The 5,690-nt window shown below is 72.5% G+C and carries 1 protein-coding gene; it reads left to right on the top strand.

Translation table 11 applies throughout. The features are described from left to right. On the top strand, positions 1-5,690 hold a 5,690-nt coding region (locus tag C6Y14_RS43790; RefSeq protein WP_159074432.1), incomplete at both ends, for a non-ribosomal peptide synthetase.

Below are 5,690 nucleotides of genomic sequence, written 5' to 3'. Positions count from 1 at the left end.
GAGTTGCTGGAGCGGGTGCGGGAGCGGGCGTTGTCGGCGTACGCGCATCAGGACATTCCGTTCGAGCGGCTGGTCGACCTGATCAATCCGCGTCGGTCGCTGGCGCATCATCCGCTGTTCCAGATCATGCTGGTGCTCCAGAACAACGCGGAGGCCGTCCTCGACCTGCCCGGCATCGACACCACCCGCCAAGACCTCGACATCGTCCACTCACGTTTCGACCTCTCCTTCAGCCTCCGGGAACAGCGCGGCCCCGACGGGACCCCGCAGGGCATGACCGGCTGGATCACGTACGACACGGATCTGTACGACGAGGACACCGTCACCACGCTCGTCCGGCGCTGGACGCGGTTCCTCGACGAGGCCGCCGCGCTGCCCGGCCGCAGGCTCGGCGCGATCGACCTGCTCGGCGACGCCGAGAGGCACCGGTTGCTCGTCACGTGGAACGACACCGCCGCCGAGGACCCGGCAGCCGCTCCCGTGCCGGTGCTCGTCGAACGCCAGGCGGCCCGGACGCCGGACGCCGTGGCGGTGGTGGCCGAGGGCGAGTCGGTCACCTACGCCGAACTCGACGCACGGGCGAACCGGCTGGCCCGTGCGCTGATCGGGTACGGCGCCGGCCCCGAGCGCTTCGTGGCGCTCGCGCTGCCGCGCTCGGCCGACATGGTGGTGGCGCTGCTGGCCGTGCTCAAGACGGGCGCGGGATACCTGCCGGTCGAACCCGACTACCCGGCCGAGCGCATCCGGTTCATGCTCGACGACACCGGGCCGGTCTGCGTGGTCACCACCGCCGGTGTGCTGGCCGCCCTGCCCGTGGACCGACGGCCCGTCATCGTCCTGGACGACCCCGGGACGGCCGAGTCGGTCCGGGCCCACCCGCCGGGGAACCTCACCGACGCCGACCGGATCGCGGCGCTGACACCCGAGGTCCCCGCCTATGTCATCTACACCTCGGGCACGACGGGACGCCCCAAGGGCGTCGTCGTCGAGCACCGCTCGCTGACGAACTACGTGCTGCGCTGTCCGCGGGCCTACCCCGGCCTCGCCGGTACCACCCTGGTGCACGCCTCCCTCGCCTTCGACGCGATCGTGACCGGCCTGTACGGCGCGCTGGTCCACGGGGGCCGCATCCACGTCGCCGCGTTCGACGGCACGCTTCCCGAGCGGATCCGGAGCGAGGGGCTGTCGTACGACTTCCTGAAGATGACCCCGGCGCACCTCTCGTTCGCGATGAGCGAGTTCCCGGACGATTTCTGGCCCACGCGGCAGCTCATGGTGGGCGGCGCCGCCGTCGCCGGCCACGAACTGCGGACATGGCGTGCCCGTCATCCGGGCGTCTCCATCGTCAACCACTACGGTCCGACCGAGGCGACCGTCGGGTGCACCGACTACGTCGTCCCGCCGGACGCGGATCTGACGACGGGCCCGGTGCCCATCGGAAAGCCGATGACCAACATCCGGGCCTACGTGCTCGACGACCGGCTGTGTCCGGTTCCGCCGGGTGTGCCGGGGGAGCTGTACATGGCCGGCGCCGGTGTCGCCCGGGGCTACCTGGGCCGCTCCGTGCTCACGGCGGAGCGGTTCGTGGCCTGCCCGTTCGGTCCGGCCGGCACCCGTATGTACCGGACCGGAGACCTCGCGCGGTGGCGGGCCGACGGCAACCTGGAGTATCTCGGGCGGACCGACGACCAGGTGAAGATCCGCGGTTTCCGGGTCGAGCCCGGCGAGGCCGAGGCCGTACTGGCGGGCCACCCAGGGGTGTCCCGGGCCGTGGTGGTCGCCCGCGAGGACCGGCCCGGTGACGTCCGCCTGGTGGCGTACGTGGTCGCCGCATCCGGGGGCACCGACGTGACCGCGTTGCGGGACTTCCTGCGGGAGCGCCTGCCGGACCATCTCGTCCCGGCGGCACTGCTGTTCCTGGACGAGATCCCGCTGACCCCCAACGGCAAGCTCGACCGGTCGGCTCTGCCCGTCCCGGACCTCACTCCTGGCGACGGTGCGCCGCGCACTCCGCAGGAAGAACTGCTGTGCGACCTGTTCGCCGAGGTGCTCGGCCTGCCCGGGGTCGGGGTGCACGACGGTTTCTTCGAGCTGGGCGGCCACTCGCTGCTGGCGACCCGCCTCATCTCCCGCATCCGCACGACGCTGGGCGTCGAACTGTCCGTACGTGCCGTGTTCGAGGCGCCGACCGTCGGCGAGCTGGCCCGGCTCGTACGGCAGGCCTCCGGGCAGACGCGTCCCGCCCTGCGGCTCTCGCCCCTGCCCGAGCGGGTGCCGCTGTCGTTCGCGCAGCAACGGCTCTGGTTCCTCCACCAGTTGGAAGGCGCGAACCCCGTCTACAACGTGCCCGTCGTGCTGCGGCTGGCGGGCGAGCTCGACGTGGACACGCTGCGGGCCGCGCTCGCCGACGTCGTGGGCAGGCACGAGGTGCTGCGGACGGTGTACACCGACGTCGACGGCACGCCGGTGCAGACGGTCCTGCCCGCCGACGTGGACGTGCCGCTGTCCGTGGCCGAGCTGGAGTCCACCGAGGTGCGGACGGCCGTCGAGCGGGCTGCCGGGTACGCCTTCGACCTGGCGTGCGAGATCCCGCTGCGCGCCTCGCTGTCGCGGGTCACCGACACCGGCGAATGGGTGCTCGCCCTCGTGGCGCACCACATCGCCACGGACGGTTCGTCGATGGCTCCGCTGTTGCGGGACCTGTCCCGCGCCTACGCCGCGCGGGCCGCGGGCCGGTCGCCGGCCTGGACGCCGCTGCCGGTGCGTTATACGGACTACGCCGTGTGGCAGCGGGACCTGCTGGGCGACCTCGACGACCCGGGCAGCGCCGTCGCCGCCCAGGTCGCGTACTGGGTGAGGGAGCTTCAGGGGCTGCCCGAGCAGGTGAGCCTGCGCGGGGACCGGCCGCGTCCCGCCGTGGCTTCCCGTCGCGGAGCGGTCGCCGGGACCGAGATCCCCGCGGACGTCCACGCCCGGATCGTGGGTCTCGCCCGGACGTCGGGGGCGAGTGTGTTCATGGTGGCGCAGGCTGCGCTGGCCGGCCTGCTGACCCGGCTGGGCGCGGGCACGGACATCCCGATCGGGTCGCCGGTGGCCGGTCGCACGGACGAGGCACTGGACGACGTCGTCGGATTCTTCGTCAACACCCTGGTGCTGCGCACCGACACCTCCGGCGATCCCACCTTCGAGGAGCTCCTCTCCCGGGTACGCACGACCGCGCTGTCCGCGTACACCAACCAGGACGTGCCGTTCGAACGGCTGGTGGAGATACTCAGCCCCACCCGGTCGCTGGCGCACCACCCGTTGTTCCAGATCATGCTGGTGCTCCAGAACACCACCGAGGCATCCGTCGAGCTTCCTGGGGCGACGGTGTCTCGCGAGCAGGTCGCCGGCCGCGGCTCCCGGTTCGATCTGACCTTCGGGCTGCGCGAGACCCGTGGCGCGGACGGTGCTCCGCGGGGCATCACGGTCCAGCTGGAATACAGCAGCGACCTCTACGATCCGGCCACCGCGGAAGCGCTGCTGTCCCGCTGGGTGCGGCTGATCGGCGCCGTCACCGTCGACCCGGGACACCGGCTGAGCGCCGTGGACCTGCTCACCGGAGCCGAACGCCGTCAACTCCTGCTGGAGTGGAACGACACCGCGCGCGAGCTCCCCGTGGCGACGCTGCCCCTCCTGTTCGAACAGCAGGTCGTGCGGACCCCCGACGCGGTGGCGGTGGTCTTCGGCGACGAGTCCGTGAGCTATGCCGGGCTGAACGCCAGGGCGAATCGCCTCGCCCGGCATCTGATCCAGCTCGGCGCCGGACCCGAACGAGTCGTGGCACTGGCCCTGCCCCGCTCGGTCGACATGATCGTGGCGGTGCTGGCCGTCCTCAAGTCCGGGGCCGCCTACCTGCCGGTCGATCCCGGATATCCCGCGGAGCGGATCAGGTTCCTGCTGGACGACGCCCGGCCGGTCCGCCTGATCAGCACCGCCGAAACGCTCGGCGGCGAGGCGGCGCTGCCGCTCGGCGACCCCGGACTGGCAGGCGTGCTCGCCGCGTACGACGCACACGATGTCACCGACGCCGACCGTGACGCGCCGCTGACGCCCGCACATCCCGCGTACGTCATCCACACCTCCGGAACCAGCGGCAGGCCCAAGGCCGTCGCCATGCCCCACGGCGCGCTGGCGAACCTGATCGCGGACGCTCACGCGGAGCCCGCCGCCGTCCGCACGGCCCAGTTCACCTCACTCAGTTTCGACGTCTCGGCGCAGGAGATCCTCTCCGCCCTGCTGACGGGCCGGACCCTGTGCGTCCCGGACGAGGAGACCCGGCGGGACATGACCGCGTTCGTGGCGTGGCTGCGGACCAACGATGTGGGGGAGCTCTACGCCCCCACCCCGGTCATCGACGCGCTGTGCGAGGCCGCCGGGACGGACCGGCAGCCGTTGCCGGCCCTGCGGCAGGTGGTGCAGGCGGGGGAGGCCCTCGTCGTCGGCGCCCGGCTGCGCGAGTTCTTCCGAGCGGGGGACGTGCGCCTGACCAACCACTACGGACCCGCCGAGACGCACGTCGTCACCGCGTTCGCGCTGCCCAACGACGTGTCCCAATGGCCCGAGCGGGTGCCGATCGGCGCGCCGATCGCGAACACGCGGGTCTACGTGCTGGACGACCGTCTGTGTCCGGTGCCGCCGGGTGTGGCGGGTGAGCTGTATCTGGCCGGGGCCGGTCTGGCCAGGGGGTATCTGGGGCGGTCCGGGCTGACGGCGGGGCGGTTCGTGGCGTGCCCGTTCGGGGGCCCGAGCGAGCGCATGTACCGGACCGGCGACCTGGTGCTGTGGCGCCGTGACGGTGTTCTGGAGTTCCTGGGGCGGGCCGACGACCAGGTGAAGATCCGCGGTTTCCGGGTCGAGCCCGCCGAGGTCCAGGCCGTGCTCGTCGAACATCCGGCGGTCTCGAAGGCCGTCGTGCTGGCGAAGGCCGACCGTGACGGGGCGGCCCAGCTCGTGGCCTATGTCGTGCCCGCGGCTGCCGGGCTGGCGGCCGAGCGTGAGGTGCGGGAGTTCCTGCGCGACCGGCTGCCGGATCATCTGGTGCCGGCGGCGGTGGTGGTTCTGGACGCTCTGCCGCTGACCCGCAACGGCAAGGTGGACCGGCGGGCACTGCCCGCGCCGGACTTCTCCGCCGTGCGGGGGACGGACCGGGCTCCTCGCACTCCGCAGGAGGAACTGCTCTGCGGCCTGTTCGCCGACATCCTGCACCTGCACGAGGTGGGGGTCGGCGACAGCTTCTTCGATCTGGGCGGGCACTCGCTGCTGGCGACCCGGCTGGTCTCCCGGATCCGTACCGTACTGGGTGCCGAGCTCTCGGTCCGCGCGGTCTTCGAGGCACCCACGGTCGCGGGCCTGGCCCGGCGGATCGAGCGCGCCTCGGGTGTCGGGCGGCCCGCGCCGACGCCCGTCCCGCGCACGGACGGGACCCCCGCGTCGTTCGCCCAGCAGCGGCTGTGGTTCCTGCACCGGCTTGAGGACGTCGGCTCGCTGTACAACCTCCCCATCGCGCTGCGGCTGACCGGCGACGTCGATCCCGACGCGCTGGGCGCGGCGTTCAACGACGTCATCGACCGCCACGAGGCGCTGCGGACGGTGCTGACCGAGGTCGACGGCACACCGGTGCAGACCGTTCTGGACCCCGGCCGGGAGGT

Source organism: Streptomyces dioscori (assembly GCF_003024195.1).
GTDB classification, from domain to species: domain Bacteria; phylum Actinomycetota; class Actinomycetes; order Streptomycetales; family Streptomycetaceae; genus Streptomyces; species Streptomyces dioscori.
The sequence above is the reverse complement of the archived record's forward strand: the minus strand, read 5'-3'. Positions and strand labels throughout refer to the sequence as shown.